The following is an 18619-nucleotide window of genomic DNA, read 5'->3' on the forward strand; positions in this document are numbered from 1 at the left end:
TTCAGCTGCATGTGCGGCAATCCACTTGGACAGAAGAGCGGGGCCCCATGATGATCTGGTCCTGAAACGGGATCGTGCCGATCATTCCGGATGCCGCGACCGGCGTGTAGGTGTAGTTGATCGACGCCACGATCACATAGCTGCTGGGCGTCCTGACCGACGACGGCAGCGTGAATGCCGTGCCCCGGGTGAGGCCGCTGATATTCTTGCCGAAGCTCCAGTCGACGGTCGCAACACCGGCTGAATCGATCTTGATCTGCGAAACCGTGATCTTGGCAGCGCTGACCTTGTACGGGGCCAGAACCTGGGAGCTGGCATCCAGGATCTCGTTGACGTCGTCATTGCTGACGGACGTAAATTGCGAGGTAAGATCGGCGACGGTGCGCGTCGCCACCGCCACCTTGCGGTAAGCGGAGATCGCGTCGCTCAGCTGATAGCCGCCTATATAGAGCAGCACCAGGAACGGCAGCGACATCGCGAATTCGGACGCGGCCACGCCGCGCCGATCTTTCAGGAGACGCCTCATGATATATATGGCTCCACTCGGAAGACGGAGGTGGTCATCAGCAACCGCTTCCCGCTCGACATGGTCGAGAGGTCGAAGCCGAGCGGCCCCTTCTGTTCGTCCCAGATATACATGATCTTGACGATATTGACCGTGCCGCCGATCCCGGGCGTATAAGCCCCCTGGACCGGGTTCCCGCTGCCATCATAGGTAATCGTTGGAACTGCCGTGGAGACGGTCGAGAAGCTCGATGCCTGGCGAACGTCGATAATGACCTTGCCGCATTGCATGAAGGTCGGGATCTTGGTGCACACCAGCGTCTTGAACTGGGCCTGGGTCATGGAGGCCCGCTGGGCCTGGCCGGTCATCAGCTGGCGCACCGATTTCTCGGCGGCCGTTTCGAGATTCTGCTGTGCGAAGAAGGTAAGGCTGGTCTGCAGGATGGCGACCATCAGGGCTGCGAAGGGCGTGATGACGAAGCCGAATTCGACAAGCGTCGCTCCCCGAACGTCCGAGCCTAACGCGCGGATGCTTTTGGGAGCGCGTCGCGCTAGCTTGCTCATCAAGGCTTTTCGAGTGATCACGATTTTGTTGCGACTGCCCCCCATGCCACAGGTCGTTTTCGCATGAGAGTTGTTAAGAAATGTTTATCTTTTGACCTTTCGAAAGTGTGATGAGGTGGCCGAGCAGGGCGAAGATCCGGAGCGGGAACTTGCCTTCTCCTATGCCCACGCCAGGTCCCGCGCCGGGTTGGCGGCGTTATTCGCGCTCGATGCGGCGCTCGCCAATATCCTGCGGACCACCCGCGAGCCGATTGTCGGCCAGATGCGGCTCACCTGGTGGCATGAGGCGCTGACCCGGCTCGACAGCGCTGCGCCACCGGCTGAGCCGGTCCTGCAGGCGCTGGTGCGCGATGTCGTGCCGCAGGGCACTACGGGCGCCCGTCTTGCCGGAATGATCGACGGTTGGGAGGAGCTTCTCGACGCCGACACGCTGAATGATGCCGCGCTCGGCCGGCATGCCGAGGCGCGGGGCGGCGCCCTTTTTGCCATGGCCGGCGAAGTGCTCGGCGCCCGTCACACGGATCCGGTGGAGCTGGCCGGCAAGGGCTGGGCGCTCGCCGATCTCGGGCGGCATCTGAGTGACCGCTCGACCGCTGAGCGCGCGCTCCGCCTCGCGGCCGCTCCGCTGGCTCAGGCAGGGCGTACGCGTTGGAGCCGCGCCGCCCGGCCGCTCGGTGCGCTGGCGCATATCGCGCGAATGAACCTCGCCATATCGCTCGACCACCCCTTGCCGATCGGGGCTCCGCGCCGTGTCGGGCGGCTGTTGTTGCATCGACTCTGGGGACGATAGATTTTGTAGCGTCGGCAAAAGGCGTTAGCGTCAGCCCTTCGACACGGAAGGGGATGCGGGATGTGGCGTTATATTGCGGGCGGGCTTGCGGCTTTGCTTTTGGTCGTGGCGGGGATCATCGTTTTCAAGGGTCGCGCAAGCGCGCCGTCGCTGATTGCGGCACGTGCGGCAGCTGGCCCGGCGGCGCAGGCGGCGCCTTTGCCTGACACCGTGCCGGCCGCGAGCGACCGCACCCGCGAGCAGAAGCGCTTCGATCGCTACGACAAGGATCGCAATGGCAATGTGACGCGAGAGGAGTTCCTCGCCCAGCGCCGCAAGGCCTATGCGAAGCTCGACGTGAACCATGATGGTGTGCTGTCGTTCGACGAATGGGCGGTGAAGGCAGAGACCAAGTTCGCCGATGCCGACAAGGACAAATCGGGTGCAATGAGCACAGCTGAATTCGCGACCACCGCAGTCAAGCGCAAGGTGCGGATCGGGTGCCCGCCGGCTGCCCCCGCATCGCATGATGATGACAGTTAGGCGGTGATCATTTTCCTGAATGAGCTGAAATTGCCAGCCTTAGTTAAGGGATTGGGCGCGATATCGTAAATAAACGACATCTCGGGTTTTATTAAACATTTTTGATTTGTAGTAAATTGCAGCCATATCCGCGCAATATTGCGAATGGGCCTGTTTATCAGGCGTTTGGAATGTTCGGACTGATTTGACCCGGCCCAAAGCTGTTCTTATTGTTGGCGAAGCCCCGCTACCCGACGGGACGCTAAACCTCAGGTCGCACCTTATTGGCAGAGTCGGTCGCTTTCAGCGGCTGGCGCCGAACCATCGCGCGCAAAGTCATCGGCCTTGCGCGGCGATTCATGAAAGGTACGACATCGTGGATCTGAAGCCTGATTTCTCCTTCCGGCCATTGCCGGAAATCCTCAACCCCGTGCATCTGCCCTTTCCGACTATCCTCAACCCGCTCGGCCCTCTCGCATCGCTGCCGGGGACCTGGACCGGCTCGGGCTTCAACACGATATGGCGGCCATTCCATCAACCCGGGCAGGATCGCTTCCTCGAACTGAACCTGACCCAGGAAACGCTTGAGTTCACCGCCATCAGCGGCCCAATTCCCAATCGCGGGTTCCTTCAGGCCGATATCAACATGTTCGGCCTCACCTATCTGCAGCAGATCAAGGACAAGAATGTCGGCGCCGGCCTGCATATCGAGCCCGGCATCTGGGCGGTGGTGCCCAAAACGACGAACCCCGCCGAGGATCCGACCGTCGTGCGCATGGGCTCCATCCCCCACGGCACAGTGATCCTGGCGCAGGGCAAATCGTCGACCAAGGCCGGACCGCCGGTGATCCCCGTCACCAACATCAAGCCTTTCCCGATCGGCAATCCGGGTGCGCCGTTCAACTTTCCCGAGGCCAATCTCGGCCTGCCGACCCCGTTCCGCTCACCGCCGGCGGATATCGTCGGGATCACGCAGGCAATGGTAGACAACCCCAATTCGGTGTTGGCGGCCGCGATCGCTGGCCAAACGATCCTGAGCACCACGAAACTGGACGTGACGACCCACGCCGTCGCGCCACTGACTGGCGGCGGCACCGCCAACACCGCCTTCCTGAAAGGCGGCGCCGGAGGGCCCAATGCCAACTCCACCACGGTTTTCTCGACCTTCTGGATCGAGACAGTGAAGGGCACGCCCAATTTTCTGCAGCTGCAATATAGCCAGACTGTGATGCTCGATTTCAACGGCCTGTCCTGGCCCCACATCACGGTCGGTACACTGCGCAAGAAGGCGGCGATCTCGGTTCCGATTCAGTGGATCGATCCGCATATTCCGCTCAATATCCTGCAAAAGGCGCAGGAAGCTCTAATCAAAATCGATTGACAGACGTGTCGCCCCTTGCCCTCGTGGGAGGGCGAGGGGCGCCATCAGGCCGCCATCCAGGCCTCGAGCGCAGTCCGGGCGCGGTCAGTGTACATCTTCTTCCGGTCCGCCTTCTTGGTGCGGCCGGGGATCGGCGGCATCAGGCCGAAATTGACGTTCATCGGCTGATAGGTCTCGGCCACTGCGGCGCCGGTGATGTGATGCAGCAGCGCGCCCAGTGCTGTCTCGACCGGTGGCGGGGCGAGCACGGTGCCCGCCAGTTCAGCCGCGGCGAACCGGCCGGCGAGCAATCCGACCGCAGCGCTCTCGACATAGCCCTCACAGCCGGTGATCTGCCCGGCAAAGCGGATATTGGGCCGGCTCTTCAACCTGAGCGTCGTGTCGAGCAATTCGGGCGATCGGATGAAGGTGTTGCGGTGCAGGCCGCCAAGCCTTGCGAACTCGGCATTCTCCAGCCCCGGGATGGTCCGGAACAGCCGGACCTGCTCGGCATGTTTCAGCTTGGTCTGGAAACCGACGATGTTCCACAGCGTGCCCTGGGCATTGTCCTGGCGGAGCTGGACGACGGCGTGCGGCCAGCGCCCGGTCCGCGGATCGTCGAGCCCGACCGGCTTCATCGGCCCGAAGCGCAGCGTATCGAGCCCACGCTCGGCCGCGACTTCGATCGGCATGCAGCCCTCGAAATAGGGCGTGTCCTTCTCCCATTCCTTGAACTCGGTCTTCTCGCCCGCGATCAGCCCGGCGTGGAAGGCGAGATACTGCTCCTTGTCGAGCGCGCAGTTGATATAGTCCTTGCCCTCGCCCTTGTTCCAGCGCGACTGGAACCAGGCGACATCCATATCGATCGACTCGAAATGGACGATCGGCGCGATCGCGTCAAAAAAAGCGAGCGCCTCAGCGCCTGTCGCAGAGCCGATGCTCGACGCGAGGCCGGCGGCGGTAAGCGGCCCCGTTGCGATGATCGCCAGGCCCTCGTCCGGCAGAGCATCGACCCGTTCACGTACGATCGTGATGTTGGGATGCGCCGTCAGCGCGGCGGTGACCCCAGCGGAAAATCCGTCCCGATCGACCGCAAGCGCCGATCCCGCCGGCACCTTGTGGACATCGCCCTCCCGCAGGATCAGCGAGCCGAGCGCGCGCATCTCGGCGTGGAGCAGCCCGACCGCATTGCTGGTCGCGTCATCCGATCGGAAGCTGTTCGAGCATACGAGTTCGGCAAGCCCGTCGGTCTGGTGCGCCGGTGTCATTTCGCCCGAGCCGCGCATCTCAGAGAGCTTCACGCGGAAACCAGCCTCGGCAAGCTGCCACGCGGCCTCGGAACCGGCGAGCCCGCCGCCGATGATGTGGATGTCATGAGTCATGGATGGGCAGATAGCGGCTGTGCGAGCTTCGGCAAGGGCGCCTTGCCGGCGCGCGCTGTGAACCGTCAAATCGGCTGCCAGTGCGTGAACAGCCGGCAAGTCCCAGCACAAGCTGCGCCCATCAGCACGCTCAGAAGATAATCGTCGTGCGGCGCCGTCCGACCATCCAGCAGGAACAGGGCGAGCAGGGCGAGACCGCCTCCGGCGATCGGCCAGACCGGCCAAAGCCTCACCTCGGGCAGGATGGTGCCGAGCATTCCGAGCGTGATGCTGCCGATCGTATTGGGAATGATCGTCAGTATGAAGCAGGCGAGCCAGCAGGGCAGGTATGGGAAATTGTACCAGATATAAAACACTTCGCTCCAGGAAAGATGGCCGTGACGCAAATCCTGGGCGGTGAAGTCGAGGCACGACAGGAGACTGAAAATCGGCCCGGCTGCCAGCGACGCCGCCATGCTACCCTTCAGCGGATTGCTGTCGAGCCGCATGCGCGAACGGGATTCTCCCTCGAGATATGAAAGCCGCTCCATCGTTTTACTCCTCATCGTCCGGCCACACCGCAGTGCGGCGGCAGATCAGCGCGCAGACGACGCCCGGCACCATCGCTGCCATCGCGAGAGGGACATCGGGCGTTTCCTCGCGGAATAAGCCCATGCTGACCGCCACGGCGATCGCGATGGCGAGCGCGCCACCCGTCGCAGCCCAGAGGAAAGGCGCCCGGATTTCGGGTTCGTATCGGCCCATCCGGGTCATCACCAATGCGCTCAGGGAGATCGGCACTATCGAGACGATGAAGCCCAGCGGCGCCGCAGCGACGGTAAGCGCTGTCGCAATCCAGAACACCGACGCCGGCGTGCTTGACGGCGGCGGCGGTGCCACCACGATCCTGGCGAAAAGGAAAAACAGCAGGAAGAGCGGCCCGGCCACGAGCGAAGCGATCATCCTGCCAATGATCGGAGAAGAGAAGCGGCGCATGCCAGTCGGCTAACATGCGAGTCCAGCCCTGCCGATAGTGCCGGGCGTCCTGCACCGGAATTCCATCAAAGCCGCACCGGCCCTGCGCCGGCGCTGCACAATCGCCGCAGCAGGATCATTGAGGCGATGGCTCAAACGAAACATGGCGTCGACACGTCAGCGCGCAACAGGTGCCGGTGATGATCAGCACCATCGACGTCGGTACGGGCGTCGAGACGTCGATGAACACTATGGATATGGCCATCACCATGCCACCGCTGAGCGCCCACGCGGCCGGGTGGCGGGCCGGTGTGAAGCGTTTGCCCAGCCACGTCATTGCCGCAGCGCCGGCCAGATTGATCGGCAGCGAGATGATCACACGCATCACCATCGCCACCGCGGCAATCATAAGTAACGAAACGCCATCAATGGACAATGGACGGCTTGGGAATGGCTCGCTCAACACAGTGAGCGTGGAGCCGCAGAATGCGCAGAGCGGTCCCGCCAGCACCGTTGCCATGGCGACGCTGACAAGCCAGATGCGGCTCCGCGACACGCGTGGCCACGCCACCATCCACATCATGATGAGAAGGCCGGAGAACACCGGCACCGCCATTTCCGCGTTCATGCAAAACGCTCCCTTGCGAGCCGCCGCCGGCAGATCAATGCACAACAGGCACCGGTGAAGACGAACGGCACGAGGTTATCGGGCGATGTTTCAGCCCAATCGACATTCAATGCAGCGATCGGAGCCGCAAAGGCGGTGGCACCGGCCAGCGCCCAGAAGACCGGAAGCCGCGCGCCGGCGTTGCGGTCACTCAGCCAGGTCATCGCCGCCGCGCCGACCGCGTTGGGCGGAAAGGCGATAATGCTGCCGAAGACCGACACCGCGATGAGTGAGACGGGTAACCCCACCACCATCATGCCGATGCTGGCCCCACCGACGTCGATATCGATCGGTATTGCGGCTGCGGGATTGCCGATCAGCACGCTGATCGCCGCACCCAGGACGAAGAGCGGGCCGGCCGCCAGCGTCGCTGCCACGACACCACCGAAGCGAATGGTCGTCCGTGCCATGGCCCGCTCCTCTCGCGCCATTTTATGCGGCCACGCCAGTCCGCAGACCGCGATCGTCAAGCCAGCCATTCACCTTGCGGCCGAACTGCGCGATCGCGCCCATGTTGAAGAAGTGCATCGCCCCGAGCACGATCACTGCGAGCCCCACCTTGCCGCTGAGGAAACGGATTGCGCCGGTGATCGTGGTCGGCTCGTTGCCGAGGCTGAGCGTCAGGGTGATGAAGCCGATATTGACGAGGTAGAAGCCAACCACGAGCAGGTGATTGGTGGAGCGTGCCAGCGTCTCGTTCTGGCCGAAGCATTGGATCAGGAACACCACGCCGTTCGTCGACAAGGTTCGCGCGACCCAGATCGTGATCGCCAGGGCGATCGCGAGGTAGAGGATATAGGCGGTCTCAACCATGTTCGTATCCTTTTGTACCTGAAATTACTGGAATTAGAGAAATCGATGAACATGCGCAGGCAGGTGGGGTAGCGGCATCAAGCCTCATTTCTCAGCTCTGGTCGGTCTTGGGCTTCGCCCCGGGAATGAACCGCGCGACCTTGGCGCCGAGCTTCATCAGCGTGACGAGGGTAGGCTTGGGCAGGGTGCGGACCTGATCATACCAGCCGCCGAGCGTCGCAATGAACTCGTGCATCCGCGTCACCCGCTCGCGGACATGCGCGGGAGCGGCCGTGTCGTTCTTCAACCGCTCCGAAAGCTCGGCGAGAAGTGCGAGGGTCGGGTCGATCTCACGGCGCTTGCGCTCTGCGGTGATGCGCATCAGCATCTCCCACAGATCGGTTTCCGCCACGAAATGATCGCGCCGGTCGCCCTCGACATGGACTCTGCGGACGATGCCGTAACCCTGCAGCTCCTTCAGCGCAGTCGAAACGTTCGAGCGGGCGAGGCCGAGCGCCTCGACGATCGCCTCGGCGTCGATCGGCCGGTCGGAAAGATAAAGCAGCGCATGGACCTGCGCGACTGAGCGGTTGACGCCCCATTGCGTCCCCATCTCGCCCCAATGGAGGATGAAAGCCTTAACGTCGGGATGATCCATCAAAGTCATATGTTTCTCGTTTCTGTAAAAACAGAAATAGGAGATATGGCGCGCTGCGTCAATGGGGTCGTTCACGCGTTGTAGCGCCACCATATCGGGAGAGGAGTGCAACATGCTCGATCATATCGGCCTGGCGGTGACGGACCTCGCCAGGTCCCGCGCCTTTTACGAGGCCGCGTTGGCGCCGCTCGGCATCACCGTTTTGCAGGTGATCGACGGAGCCGAGACCGAAAGCGGCGGCACCGCAGTGATGATGGGAGACAGCGAGCCGTTCTTCGTGTTCGCCGACAATGAACAGCCGGGCGAGGGCACGCATGTCGCGTTTCGCGCGGATTCGCGCGCGCAGGTCGATCGCTTCTACGAGGCCGCGATGGCGGCGGGCGGCAAGGACAATGGCGCGCCGGGCATCAGGCCGCACTATCATCCGACCTATTATGCTGCGTTCGTGCATGATCCCGACGGAATCAACGTCGAAGCGGTCTGTCACAAGCCCGGCTGATGCGGGTGGATTGCGCGATCTTTCGTCGGGCGCGATACCGTCATCATGACCGAGACCAGATTGCCGCCATTCCAGCATTTCCGGCTCTTCGTCGCGTCGGTCGTTGTGGGCATGACCTTTTGGGCGGCAAGCCATACGGGCGTGTCAGGCCCGCTCTTCATTGTCTGGAAGGGCGCGGGCGTGGGATTGCTGACGCTCTTCGCCGGCCTCGCCGCGCGCGAGCGCAACGGCTGGTTGATCACGGCGGTGTTTGCGCTTGGTATGCTGGGCGATGTGCTGCTCGAGACCTCCGGCATCGTCATCGGCGCGGCCGCCTTCCTGGCGGGGCATCTCGTTGCGATCCTCCTCTATCTGTTAAATCGCCGGCGTGATGGCGGGGCGGTGGCGATCGCAATCGCGGTGGCGGTTCCCGTTGCGGCCTTTGCCATCACGCATGATGTTACCGCGACATTCTATGCCGCCGGGCTGGGCGGGATGGCGGGTGCCGCATGGTATAGCCGTTTTCCAAGGAAGATCGTCGCGGTTGGGGCGTTGATGTTCGTCGCGTCCGATCTGTTGATCTTCGCCAGTCTCGGGCCGCTGAAGGGCTCCGCCCTGCCGGGCCTGACGATATGGCCGCTCTATTTCGCGGGTCAGGCACTAATCGCCTATGGGGTGGTCCGCACGCTTGAGGCGAGGAAACGCAATGAAGATCTTCACCATCGGTTATGAAGGCGCGACGATGGCCGATTTCCTTGCCGCACTCACCGCGGCGGGAGTCGAGCGGGTGATCGACGTCCGCGCGCTGCCATTGTCGCGTCGGCCCGGTTTCTCCAAATCAACGCTTGCCGCGTCGCTGGCCGAGGTCGGGATTGGCTATGTTCATCTGAAAGCGCTCGGTACGCCCAAACCGGGCCGCGACGCAGCGAAGAAGGGCGATCGGGCGACTCTCGAGGCCGTCTATGCCGGGCAACTCGAATTGCCGGAGGCCCAGGCGCAGGCGGCGCAGATGCTCGATCTGGCTGCCGAGAAACCGAGCGCGCTGCTCTGCTTCGAACGTGATCCGTGCCTCTGCCATCGGAGCTTGCTATTGAAGGCGGTGGGCCAGGGGGATGTGATCGATCTGTACGCCTGACTTTTACCGGGGGATAAGCGTGAGAAATCCGACGTTGACGATGGTGCTCGCCACAATGCTGGCGGCCTGCGGACAGACAGGAAGCGCGGGGCAGGCTGGTCCGACTCTGGCTGAGGCGCGCAAAGGCCATGTGACGGTGCTGGCGCAACGCACTCAGGACGGGCGAGAGGCCCCGCTACCGCCGAAAGATGTGCTCCAGCGAATCCACTATCCCGGGCCGCTCGGTTCCAACGTCGCCTATCTCACGCCTGCGCCCAAGACAGCTGGACGGCTCCCGGCGATCATCTGGATATCGGGCGGCGACAGCAACACGATCGATGATTTCTGGCATCCGGCGGATCCTGCCAACGACCAGACGGCATCGGCCTTTCGCGAGGCTGGGATCGTCACTTTATATCCCGCATTGCGCGGCGGCGATGACAATCCCGGGGTGCGCGAGGGTTTCTATGGAGAGATCGATGATATCCTCGCGGCGGCCGACTATCTCGCCAAGCTGGATTATGTCGATCCGGACCGCATCTACCTGGCCGGACACAGCACCGGCGGCACGATGGTGTTGTTGACTGCCGAGCTGAGTTCCCGCTTCCGCGACGTCTTCGCGTTCGGGCCGGTCTCGGACGTGCGCAACTATGGTGGCGACTTCCTCTTTTCCGATCTGAACAACGATCTCGAGATGAAGCTGCGCTCGCCGGGCTATTGGCTGAATTCAGTGCGGAGCCCGGTTTTCGTGTTCGAGGGAACCGGGCGCGGCAATATCGATGAGCTGGAGGCAATGCGGAAGACCAACCGCAACCCGAAGATCCAGTTCTTTGCGGTCGAGGGCAGGGACCATTTCAGTATCCTTGCCCCTTTGACGGCGTTGATCGCGAAAAAGATCGTCGCCGATGGAGCCGGAAGCGCAAGCATCAGCTTCGATCAGGCCTCTCTGAACGCCGCCGGGCGCTGATCGTCAGCCCGCTACCGGCAGTCTGATCCTGCCATCATCGTCATATTCGATCGGCCCATAGGCGATCACTGTCTCGAGCAGCAGCGGGCCGTAGATATGTGGGAACAGCGCGCCGCCGCGTGAGGCTTCCCAGCGCAGACAATCGCCCTGCGCCTCGAGATCGACTGCGGCGATATGGAGGTCGGTCTGGCCTGCGAAGTGCTTCGCCGCCGTCTCGTCGAGCTGCTCGTCAGTGGAGAGGTGAATATAGCCGTCGGCGATATCGATCGGCGCTCCGGGAAAGCTGCCGTCGCGTTCCAGAACCGCCATCTCGGCTCCGGTCAGAATCTTGTATGCGATGGTCGCTGCCATGGTTGATCGTCCCGAATGCCGTGCATCGGCCATGCCATGCTGGAGCACCCAGGTTCAAGGCGCTCTATGGCTCAGTCGGGCGCCATTGCGGCCGCCGCCTTATTCGGCGGCGACTGTCTCGGGTTGTTCGTTCCGGGAAAGCGCTTCGGCCCGGCGCTCATATTCCAGCGCAAGGTCGCGGTGCATGTTCGCGGCACAATGATTCCTGGCAGCGCGCGCGCGCTGGCGCTCCTCCGCGGCACGGCGTTCGTAATAAGCCCGGTCAGTCGGGTTCCGCATTTTTTCCGCCCCAATATAGCCCTGAAAGCCCTCCGCTCGCCGATCAAACACAGCGAGGCCCGGTTGGTTCCAATCCTTTTCAATGTTTTGGTAAACTATGCTGCGACGAGTCATCGACCAAAACGACACGTCCGCTGCGCCTCAGCTCGGCGGATCAGCGCCCGATCACGGCAGGCCGAGATCAGTGATCGAGATCGGAGACTCGCCGGGGCCGGCACGATGCTGCACGCTTGCCGCCCACTCGGCCAGCAGCTTGAACGGGAAAGCGATGTCAAACTGAATGCCGGCATGGTCGGCATCGCGCCAGCGGACCACGCCGGCGATCGCGGGCAGGCCTGTGACTGCGAGGACGACCGGTTGCCCCACTTCACCGAGATCGGGGGGCTGTATCTTCGCGCCGCCCTGCGAGATGTCGCACAGGGTGGCGGCGCGGTAGAAACCGCCGACCCGGACACGCGCTCGCAGCTTGATGCCGAGGCGCGGCGATCGCGCCTGATAGTTGTTTGACGCGACATCGTCGCCGGACAGAATTTTCTCCGCGTCCACCGGGGCGTCGAAGCTGATTCCAGCGGTCCCTTCACGGCGCCAGGATATAGTGCCAGGCGCAACGTGCCCCGATTTGAATTCGGCCGTCACCGCGTCTCCGACCTTCAGCTCGGAATAGATATGAGCCATGAGCCCGCCGGTGGAAATATCGCGGACGAGGCACAATTCCTCGCCATGCGGCGTGATAAGCTTGGCCACCCGCAGCACCGTGACGTGGCGCGCCTGCGTACGCCGGTCGGACGAGGGGGCGTCGTCCGATAGCGAGACGGCGGTTAATTCGCCTTTTTCAAACTGTTCGACCACATGGTGCCCCTGCAACTGGCAACCAGCCTGTCATCTGAATTGTCGGTCGTGCCGATCGCCCCGGAATCAACAGGTAGTTAATAGCATTGCTAATCATCTAAATTGATTACTCAAACGCTAAAAATGGCGGGAATCCTCGGTCGGCGACGTCAAATAAATCGCCGCCGGGCGCAAATGCGCAGCGGCACAGACCTCGGTTGAACGAGCGAGGCTGACGATCAGCCTTCGCCCGGATCCTGAACCTCGCCACCCTCCGGACCAGCCGCCAGATCCTCACCGGTGTCGCCATCGGGCGTCGGCTCGGTGGCCTGCGGACCGTCGGCCAGATCGACCTCGGCCTCTTCTTCCGATTCCTCGATTCGGGCGGCGGAGACGACATGCTCGTTGTCGGCGACGTCGAACAGCTTCACGCCGGCTGAGCCACGGCCGATCACGCGCAGATCGCCGAGCGACATGCGGATCAGCTTGGCCTGATCGGTCACCAGCATCAGCTGATGGCCCTTCGACGCAGGGAAGCTCGCGACCACCGGGCCGTTGCGCTTGATATTGTCGATATTGGTGATGCCCTGGCCACCGCGATTGGTGCGGCGATATTCATAGGCGCTCGACAGCTTGCCATAGCCGTTCGAGCAGACCGTCAGGATGAACTGCTCGCGCGCCATCAGCTCCTCGAAGCGCGCCTGCTCCATGCTCGGCTCGCCTTCCTTCTCCGGCTTCCAGGGGGCGAAGCGGAGATAATCCTCGCGCTCTTCCTGGCTGGTGCCGACACGGTGGAGGATCGACAGCGACATGACTTCGTCGCCGTCCTTGAGCGTCATGCCGCGCACGCCGGTCGAGGTGCGGCTCTGGAATTCGCGGACGTCATCGCCGGCGAAGCGGATCGCCTTGCCCTGGCGGGTGGCGAGCAGCACGTCGTCATGCTCGCTGAGCAGCGCGACGCCGATCAGCCGGTCATCGCTCTCGTCATCGAAGCGCATCGCGATCTTGCCGTTCGACGGCACGTTGGTGAACGCGTCCATCGAGTTGCGGCGGACCGTGCCACGAGCGGTCGCGAACATTACGTGGAGCGCACCCCATTCGGCCTCGTCCTCAGGCAAAGCGAGCACGGTCGAGATCGTCTCACCTTCCGCCAATGGCAGCAGGTTGACCATCGGCCGGCCACGGGTAGCGGCGCCGCCCTCGGGCAGGCGCCAGACCTTCATGCGGTAGACCTTGCCCGCGGTCGAGAAGAAGAGAACGGGCGTGTGCGTCGAGGTGACGAACAGCTCGGTGACGATATCCTCGTCCTTGGTCGCCATGCCGGCGCGGCCCTTGCCGCCGCGGCGCTGGGCGCGGAAGGTGTCGAGCGTGGTGCGCTTGATATAGCCCTGCATGGTCACCGTCACGACCATGTCCTCGCGCTCGATCAGGTCCTCGTCGTCGATGCCGTCAGCGGCAGCGGCGATCTCGGTCTTGCGCGGAGTGGCGAAGGCGAGGCGGACGGCGGCGAGCTCGTCCTTCATCACCGCATAAAGCTTCACCCGGTCAGCCAGGATCGCGAGCAATTCGGTGATCGATTCGGCGAGCGTCTTGAGCTCGTCGCCGATCTCGTCGCGGCCGAGCGCGGTGAGGCGGTGCAGGCGCAGATCCAGGATCGCGCGAACCTGGATATCGGAGAGGCGATAGCTATCGCCCTCGATCTCCTTTTCGACCGCTTCGACAAGCTTGATGTAGGGCGCGATCTCGGCGATCGGCCATTCGCGCGCCATCAGGGCGGCGCGGGCGACCGGCGGGCTCGACGAACCGCGGATGATCTTCACCATCTCGTCGAGATTGGTCGTCGCGACGACGAGGCCGAGCAAGATGTGCGCGCGCTCTCGGGCCTTGGCGAGCTCGAACTTCGAGCGTCTTGTGATGACCTCTTCGCGGAACTTGACGAAGGCCTCGATGATGTCGCGCAGGTTGAGCGTCTCGGGCCGGCCGCCGCGGATCGCGAGCATGTTGGCGGGGAAGCTCGATTGCGCCGGCGTGTGCCGCCAGAGCTGGTTGAGAACGACTTCCGGAGTGGCGTCGCGCTTCAGGTCGATGACGATGCGCACGCCGTGGCGGTTCGATTCATCGCGGATATCCGCGACGCCTTCGATGCGCTTGTCCTTGGCAGCTTCGGCGATCTTCTCGACAAGCGCGTTCTTGCCGGTCTGATAGGGGATTTCGGTCAGCACGATCGAGCGCTTGTCGCCCCGCGCTTCCTCGACGACGTGGCGCGAGCGCACCATGATCGAGCCGCGGCCCTCATGATAGGCGTTCTTGCAGCCGGTGCGGCCGAGGATGATGCCCCCGGTCGGGAAATCCGGACCCGGCACGATCTCCATCAGCTCGTCGATCGTGATCCCACCGTTCTCGATATAGGCGAGGCAGGCATCGACGACTTCGCCGAGATTGTGCGGGGGGATGTTGGTCGCCATGCCGACGGCGATACCGCCCGCGCCGTTGACGAGGATGTTCGGGAAGCGCGCCGGCAACACCAGCGGCTCCTGGCGCGAGCCATCATAGTTCGGCCCGAAATCGACCGTGTCCTTCTCGATATCCTCGAGCAGGGCCATCGCCGCCTTGGTCAGCCGCGCCTCGGTGTACCGCATCGAAGCCGGCATGTCGGGATCCATCGATCCGAAATTGCCCTGGCCGTCCATCAGCATCACGCGCATCGCCCAATCCTGGGCGAGGCGGGCGAGCGCCATATAGATCGAGCTGTCGCCGTGCGGATGGTAATTGCCCATCACGTCGCCGACGATCTTGGCGCATTTGCGATATGGCCGGCCGGGGACGAAGCCGCCTTCCTGGCTGGCATAGAGGATGCGGCGATGCACCGGTTTCAGTCCGTCGCGCACATCAGGCAGCGCACGGCTGACGATCACGCTCATCGCGTAATCGAGGTAGCTCGACCGCATCTCGTCAACGATCGAGATCGGGGAAATATCGGAAGGGTCGGCGAGGATGGTCTCGTCGGTCAAGTTTTCACGCTTTCGGAGTTGTATGTCGGTTGGATGACGGTTCTAGCGGGGCCGGCTGCATTTGTCACGCGTGCGCGCGTACGCGAGGGCGGTAATCGAGACTCTCAGGGCGCAATCTCGATTCCCTCGAAATCGAAGATCTTGCCGCTGTCGGGTGGGCGGAGCTCCTCGATCACATCGAGCAATTGCAGCGCCGCGCGCTCGGTATCGAACAGGCGGCCCGGCTGGACATTGCCCTGGAAGGGCCGCGACAGAGCGGTGTCAACCGTGCCGGGGTGAAGCGCGACGACGATGCCGCGATCATTGCGGCGCTTGTCCTCGATCGCCAGCGTCCTGACGAGCATGTTGAGCGCCGCCTTGGATGCGCGATAGCCGTACCAGCCGCCGAGCTTGTTGTCCGAGATGCTGCCGACCCGCGCGGAAAGGGCGGCGAATACCGACTTGCCGGTGCGGGGCATCAGCGGGAGGAAATGCTTCGCGACGATCGCCGGGCCGATGGCATTGACCGCGAAGTTTCGGGCGAGCCAGGCGGGGTCGAAATCCTTCAGCGATTTCTCGGGGCCATTATCGTCGGCGTGGAGCAACCCGGTCGCGACGATGACGAGCGAGGGGGCCGGGCCCTGCGCGACGATTGCCGCAGCGGCGGCTATGCTTGCCTCATCGGTGATGTCGATATGCTGTGCGTCGGATCGGCTGCGAGCAAAGCCGTGCACCACATCGAACGCAGCCTCGTCGATCAGCGCGGCTTCCAGCGCGCCGCCGATCCCACCGCTGGCGCCGATTATGACAGCGGCGCCGCTCACCTCTTGAACCTTTCTCGTTTCAGCGTTCGCGATGGGCAGGGCGGGGGGCTCGTTGGACTGACCTTCATTGGCCGCATCTGCGCGATCCGTGCTGCGATTTCCAGGCGCATATGGTCCAGCGTGACTGAATCACGGCGATCGATTTTGGGGCAGGGAGACTTCGTCGTCGTGCTCGGAATCGCCAATGCCGTCGTCCGCCAGGCTGATTTCGTTATTTCAACCTGCATGCCGACGGGCAGCTGCCCGCCAAACAGAAGCCTTGATAAGCATTTGAATAGATGATCAAACCAGGGCTTGGTGACATGGCTCGGGATGAAGGATCGTGGTGACTTACACTGGGACCGAGGGTCCAGACGTCTATACAGGCACCCCCGGCAACGATGTCATCAAAGGGTTCGGTGGCAATGATGAGCTGCATGGCGGTGACGGCGACGACCTGATCGAAGGCGATGACGGCGACGATATGCTCTATGGCGATGGCGGCAACGATACTCTCCAAGGCGGTATCGGCAATGATGTGATGTTCGGCGGCGATGGCAACGACACGCTCGTTGACGAAGAGGGAAATGATACGCTCAACGGCGAAGCCGGCAACGATACGGTGATTATCTACCTCCAATCTGGATTCTCCGCACTCGATCATGTCAGTGGCGGGACTGGAATCGATACACTCCAGGTGTTGGACTTTGCCGCCAGCATGGACTTCGACCAGCTGAACATTGCCGATGATTTCGAGCGGCTGAACGCCAGTTTCGTCACTATCGTGATCACCACCGAGCGACTGAGTCATTTCCAGTGGATTGACGTGGACGGTGTGCGGCTGACGACGGCGGGTTCTGTGACGCTCGGCGCCAGTTCCGCAGCCTCCGTCTTCACCCTCAGCGATTTCGGCAATTCGCTCGATTTGAGCGCAGGATCGTCTGCCCATCTCGTGATCGGCGGTGCCGGCAACGACATCATTCATGGCGGCAGCGGTGCCGATGATCTGAGCGGCGGCCGCGGGATGGATCTGATCGATGGCGGGGCCGGGAATGATATCCTGCACGTGCAAAACGGGGAAGTCTCCGCAGCCGGCGATCATTATATCGGCGGTTCCGGCGTCGATACGCTGTTCATCGATTTGCCGGACAATAACGGCATCACTGACATTTCCGCCGCGGTCATCGATAGCGACATCGAAAACCTGGATGGTGCAAACGTCCGGGGGACACGCGCGCAGATCGCCGGCTTCGCAACGATCGCAAATCACGAGGTTTATATCGCCGACGGGGGCGCACTTGACCTGACTGGCAAGTCCTTCGCCGGCAATTTGTATCTCAGCGACGCGGGAAATCAGGTCACCTTATCCAAAACTGCGACCTATGGTCAGGTCAAGGGCGGCAGCGGCGCAGATACGATCATCGGTGGCAATTACGGCACCATATATCGCAGCGTAGGCGGCGATGATCATGTGTATGGCGGCAGTGGCGCTGACTCCTTTTACGATGGGGCCGGCAACGACGTGTACGATGGCGGGGGCGGGAGCGATACTTTCTTCATTACTGCGCAGACGACGGCGGGCGATCAGTTCATCGGGGGCGCCGGAATTGATTTCGTCCAGTTTCTCGGTACCCCGATCGATCTGTCGACGTTCAACATCGGTGCCGATATCGAAGGGATCGCGGGAACCGATCTTCATCTGACCGTTGCGCAGGCCAACCGCTTCACTACGATCAAGAGCGACGTGCTGTCTCTCACGTCGGCAGGCACTGTCACCCTGCATGACGACAGCTTTGTCGGCCGCACGGTCAACCTCAGCGACGCAGGCAACGGCATCGATTTGTCGGGCGGCGGGCGGTCCTACACCGTCAACGGCGGAGCTGGCGCAGACACTATTATCGGCGACTTTGCGGGCAACTTTCTGAACGGCGGCGGCGGCGACGACGTGATCGTGGGCGGTGCAGGCTATGATCATATTGACGGCGGGAGCGGGACGGACAGGCTCTCGGGCGGCGGGGGTAATGACACCTACACCGTGGACAGCCAGGCCGATGTCGTAATCGAAAGCGCGGGGCAGGGGTACGACACGGTGCAAAGCACGGGCCCCGGCTATTATCTCGGTGCCAATATCGAAGCGCTTGCGTTAATGACCGAGGCAGGCGACGCCTTTGGCGTAGGCAACGAGCTCGACAATTTGATCAACGGCAATATTGGTTCGAATCAATTGTCCGGCGGCGCCGGTGCCGACCTGATTTACGGCAACGACGGCGCCGATTCCCTATTTGGTGAAGACGGCAACGACAGGCTCCTTGGCGGCGCGGGCAACGACTCGATCGACAGCGGTGCGGGTAACGACGTGCTCAACGGCCAGACCGGCAATGACGTGCTGTTCGGGGGAAGTGGTGCGGACATCTTCGTGTTCGAAAGCGGCACGGGCAGGGACCTGATCAGGGATTTTGAGACAGGCATCGACAAGATCGATCTGACCGGCCTCGGCTTTACGAGCTTTGCCGATGTCCAGGCACACATGCTCCAGAATAAGCACGCCACAGTGATCGACCTGGGGCATGGCGATACGTTGGTGGTGCAGGGCGTCTTCAATGCTGAATTCAGCCAGGGCGACTTCATCATCTGAGG

General features: G+C 62.6%; 23 protein-coding genes. 8 read left to right on the plus strand and 15 right to left on the minus strand.

Annotated features, from left to right (window positions below; genetic code table 11):
- Position 1 precedes the first annotated feature (1 nt).
- Both AC1DVS_RS07185 and AC1DVS_RS07190 read right to left on the minus strand, forming a co-directional pair.
- Positions 2-526, minus strand: coding sequence for a TadE/TadG family type IV pilus assembly protein (locus AC1DVS_RS07185; RefSeq protein WP_478021634.1), 525 nt, complete (start codon positions 524-526; stop codon positions 2-4).
- Positions 523-1068, minus strand: a complete 546-nt coding sequence (locus AC1DVS_RS07190) for a TadE/TadG family type IV pilus assembly protein (RefSeq protein WP_478021636.1) — start codon at positions 1066-1068, stop codon at positions 523-525. The genes AC1DVS_RS07185 and AC1DVS_RS07190 overlap by 4 nt, the downstream gene beginning before the upstream one ends.
- A 115-nt stretch (positions 1069-1183) precedes the next feature.
- Between AC1DVS_RS07190 and AC1DVS_RS07195 the strand changes: the two genes are divergently transcribed.
- The 3 genes from AC1DVS_RS07195 to AC1DVS_RS07205 all read left to right on the plus strand — a co-directional run bounded on the left by AC1DVS_RS07195 (position 1184) and on the right by AC1DVS_RS07205 (position 3740).
- A complete protein-coding gene (locus tag AC1DVS_RS07195) occupies positions 1184-1858 on the plus strand; it encodes a squalene/phytoene synthase family protein (protein WP_478021638.1) in 675 nt (224 codons plus the stop codon).
- Positions 1859-1918: 60 nt separating this feature from the next.
- The gene (locus AC1DVS_RS07200) at positions 1919-2380 is read left to right on the plus strand and encodes an EF-hand domain-containing protein (protein WP_478021640.1); all 462 of its coding nucleotides are present in this window, start codon (positions 1919-1921) and stop codon (positions 2378-2380) included.
- 355 nt (positions 2381-2735) lie between these two features.
- The gene (locus AC1DVS_RS07205) at positions 2736-3740 is read left to right on the plus strand and encodes a heme-binding protein (RefSeq protein WP_478021642.1); all 1005 of its coding nucleotides are present in this window, start codon (positions 2736-2738) and stop codon (positions 3738-3740) included.
- A gap of 44 nt (positions 3741-3784) precedes the next feature.
- On the opposite strand, the gene trmFO is transcribed toward AC1DVS_RS07205, so the two are convergent.
- From trmFO to AC1DVS_RS07240, 7 genes are all read right to left on the minus strand, one after another.
- The gene (gene trmFO, locus AC1DVS_RS07210) at positions 3785-5101 is read right to left on the minus strand and encodes a methylenetetrahydrofolate--tRNA-(uracil(54)-C(5))-methyltransferase (FADH(2)-oxidizing) TrmFO (protein ID WP_478021644.1); all 1317 of its coding nucleotides are present in this window, start codon (positions 5099-5101) and stop codon (positions 3785-3787) included.
- A 65-nt stretch (positions 5102-5166) separates the two neighbouring features.
- Complete coding sequence (locus AC1DVS_RS07215; RefSeq protein ID WP_478021645.1) at positions 5167-5631, minus strand: hypothetical protein; 465 nt, start codon at positions 5629-5631, stop codon at positions 5167-5169.
- Positions 5632-5635: 4 nt separating this feature from the next.
- Positions 5636-6043: a hypothetical protein gene (locus AC1DVS_RS07220; RefSeq protein ID WP_478021646.1), complete on the minus strand. Its 408-nt coding sequence runs from the start codon at positions 6041-6043 to the stop codon at positions 5636-5638.
- Between the two features lie 148 nt (positions 6044-6191).
- Positions 6192-6683: a hypothetical protein gene (locus tag AC1DVS_RS07225; protein WP_478021647.1), complete on the minus strand. Its 492-nt coding sequence runs from the start codon at positions 6681-6683 to the stop codon at positions 6192-6194.
- Complete coding sequence (locus AC1DVS_RS07230) at positions 6680-7132, minus strand: hypothetical protein (protein ID WP_478021649.1); 453 nt, start codon at positions 7130-7132, stop codon at positions 6680-6682. The genes AC1DVS_RS07225 and AC1DVS_RS07230 overlap by 4 nt, the downstream gene beginning before the upstream one ends.
- Before the next feature lie 22 nt (positions 7133-7154).
- Positions 7155-7535, minus strand: a complete 381-nt coding sequence (locus AC1DVS_RS07235; protein ID WP_478021650.1) for a hypothetical protein — start codon at positions 7533-7535, stop codon at positions 7155-7157.
- 91 nt (positions 7536-7626) lie between these two features.
- Positions 7627-8181, minus strand: coding sequence for a GbsR/MarR family transcriptional regulator (locus tag AC1DVS_RS07240; RefSeq protein WP_478022101.1), 555 nt, complete (start codon positions 8179-8181; stop codon positions 7627-7629).
- Between the two features lie 103 nt (positions 8182-8284).
- Here AC1DVS_RS07240 and AC1DVS_RS07245 point away from each other — a divergent pair, with 103 nt between their 5' ends.
- The 4 genes from AC1DVS_RS07245 to AC1DVS_RS07260 are packed head-to-tail and all read left to right on the plus strand — an operon-like array spanning position 8285 to position 10731.
- Entirely contained in the window at positions 8285-8671 is a 387-nt protein-coding gene (locus AC1DVS_RS07245) for a VOC family protein (RefSeq protein WP_478021652.1), read from the plus strand.
- Positions 8672-8716: 45 nt separating this feature from the next.
- The gene (locus AC1DVS_RS07250; protein ID WP_478021653.1) at positions 8717-9382 is read left to right on the plus strand and encodes a lysoplasmalogenase family protein; all 666 of its coding nucleotides are present in this window, start codon (positions 8717-8719) and stop codon (positions 9380-9382) included.
- Positions 9357-9785 carry a DUF488 domain-containing protein gene (locus AC1DVS_RS07255; protein WP_478021654.1) on the plus strand — a complete coding sequence of 143 codons (429 nt, stop codon included), beginning with the start codon at positions 9357-9359 and terminating at the stop codon, positions 9783-9785. The genes AC1DVS_RS07250 and AC1DVS_RS07255 overlap by 26 nt, the downstream gene beginning before the upstream one ends.
- Positions 9786-9804: 19 nt before the next feature.
- Positions 9805-10731 carry an alpha/beta hydrolase family protein gene (locus tag AC1DVS_RS07260; protein ID WP_478021656.1) on the plus strand — a complete coding sequence of 309 codons (927 nt, stop codon included), beginning with the start codon at positions 9805-9807 and terminating at the stop codon, positions 10729-10731.
- A gap of 3 nt (positions 10732-10734) precedes the next feature.
- Here the strand turns inward: AC1DVS_RS07260 and AC1DVS_RS07265 are convergent, their stop codons facing one another.
- The 6 genes from AC1DVS_RS07265 to AC1DVS_RS07290 form a co-directional block, all read right to left on the minus strand.
- Positions 10735-11082: a DUF952 domain-containing protein gene (locus AC1DVS_RS07265; RefSeq protein ID WP_478021657.1), complete on the minus strand. Its 348-nt coding sequence runs from the start codon at positions 11080-11082 to the stop codon at positions 10735-10737.
- A 99-nt stretch (positions 11083-11181) separates the two neighbouring features.
- Positions 11182-11361 carry a hypothetical protein gene (locus AC1DVS_RS07270; RefSeq protein WP_478021659.1) on the minus strand — a complete coding sequence of 60 codons (180 nt, stop codon included), beginning with the start codon at positions 11359-11361 and terminating at the stop codon, positions 11182-11184.
- Between the two features lie 165 nt (positions 11362-11526).
- Positions 11527-12210, minus strand: a complete 684-nt coding sequence (locus tag AC1DVS_RS07275; RefSeq protein WP_478021661.1) for a PilZ domain-containing protein — start codon at positions 12208-12210, stop codon at positions 11527-11529.
- Positions 12211-12428: 218 nt separating this feature from the next.
- Positions 12429-15200, minus strand: a complete 2772-nt coding sequence (gene gyrA / locus AC1DVS_RS07280; RefSeq protein ID WP_478021663.1) for a DNA gyrase subunit A — start codon at positions 15198-15200, stop codon at positions 12429-12431.
- A 104-nt stretch (positions 15201-15304) separates the two neighbouring features.
- The gene (locus AC1DVS_RS07285) at positions 15305-16003 is read right to left on the minus strand and encodes an SDR family oxidoreductase (RefSeq protein ID WP_478021665.1); all 699 of its coding nucleotides are present in this window, start codon (positions 16001-16003) and stop codon (positions 15305-15307) included.
- Positions 16004-16214: 211 nt separating this feature from the next.
- On the minus strand, positions 16215-16502 hold the full coding sequence (locus AC1DVS_RS07290; RefSeq protein WP_478022116.1) for a hypothetical protein: 288 nt from the start codon (positions 16500-16502) through the stop codon (positions 16215-16217).
- Between AC1DVS_RS07290 and AC1DVS_RS07295 the strand changes: the two genes are divergently transcribed.
- On the plus strand, positions 16389-18617 hold the full coding sequence (locus AC1DVS_RS07295) for a hypothetical protein (RefSeq protein WP_478022103.1): 2229 nt from the start codon (positions 16389-16391) through the stop codon (positions 18615-18617). The two genes, AC1DVS_RS07290 and AC1DVS_RS07295, sit on opposite strands and share 114 nt — an antisense overlap.
- Positions 18618-18619: the final 2 nt, after the last annotated feature.

The organism is Sphingomonas sp. P3_C5 (assembly GCF_056402635.1).